The sequence below is a fragment of the Lyngbya aestuarii BL J genome (assembly GCF_000478195.2).
Classification (GTDB): domain Bacteria; phylum Cyanobacteriota; class Cyanobacteriia; order Cyanobacteriales; family Microcoleaceae; genus Capilliphycus; species Capilliphycus aestuarii.
This window is the reverse complement of record NZ_AUZM01000266.1, coordinates 1-915: the sequence shown is the minus strand read 5'-3', so window position 1 is coordinate 915 and position 915 is coordinate 1. Positions and strand designations below refer to the sequence as shown.

Genomic DNA, 915 nt, shown 5'->3' with positions numbered 1-915 from the left:
TTCATAATTATGAACGATCCATGTTCTCTGACCCGGTGTCTCCTGTTCCCTATTCCCGATCATAATATCCACTCGGAAGCCCGTTCTCCGAGATCGAGAGGAATACTCACCGCTTTACCCAGGCGAGGTTTTTCTTTCGTATTTTGAATGTAGTCTTTCACCAACTCTACACTTCCCCATCCGTTCAAATACTGGGCGATCGCATTCAAATGAGCGATGTAGTCCGCCTCACTCAAGGGAAAAGACATCTGTTCGAGATACTTCCACATGATCTGTAAGAAAACTTTGCCTCGGGTTCGCCGTAGCTGAACGTCATAGGATACGCCCCACTTGTCCAACACTAGCTGATGTAGTTCTTTTCCCGTCATGGCTCGCTCCTGAATAAACCCCTCATATTTACATTCTGTAATAATAAAAGACCAAGTTAAAAAAATGTAATAATGCTCTAATGATGGGAAAAAACCGTACAGAATCATTCTTTAAGGTCTTGACCCATAGCAGACTTGGTGCAATAGTTCAAGCGAATCTGCAATACATTTTTTGTTTGTTGGCTCCAAAGTTCTCGAAAACTAACATAAGACAGAATCAACTGCGTCAACTATGACTCAAATTTCTGAAACGCCGGAAGTCCCCGATATGGGGCGTCGTCAATTTATGAACCTTTTAACGTTTGGGTCAGCCACAGGCGTAGCTCTGGGTGTGCTTTACCCCTTCGTTAAATATTTTATCCCTGCTTCAAGCGGTGGTGGTGCAAGCGGTGTGACTGCTAAAGATGCACTCGGAAATGACGTAATTGCTAGTGAGTTTTTAGCCAACCATAACCCTGGCGATCGCACTTTAGCCCAAGGCTTAAAAGGTGATCCGACCTACTTGGTGGTAGAAAATGACAGCACCTTAGCAGACTATGGCATTAAT

The 915-nt window shown here is 44.0% G+C and carries 2 protein-coding genes; one reads left to right on the top strand and one right to left on the bottom strand.

The window, feature by feature from the left end; all coding sequences use genetic code 11:
* Positions 1-59: 59 nt before the first annotated feature.
* Entirely contained in the window at positions 60-368 is a 309-nt protein-coding gene (locus M595_RS27980; RefSeq protein WP_023069598.1) for a DUF3067 family protein, read from the bottom strand.
* A 232-nt stretch (positions 369-600) separates the two neighbouring features.
* On the opposite strand from M595_RS27980, the gene M595_RS27975 reads away from it, so the two are divergent.
* Positions 601-915 (top strand): Rieske (2Fe-2S) protein (locus M595_RS27975; RefSeq protein ID WP_023069918.1); only part of this gene is annotated, 315 nt, incomplete at its 3' end.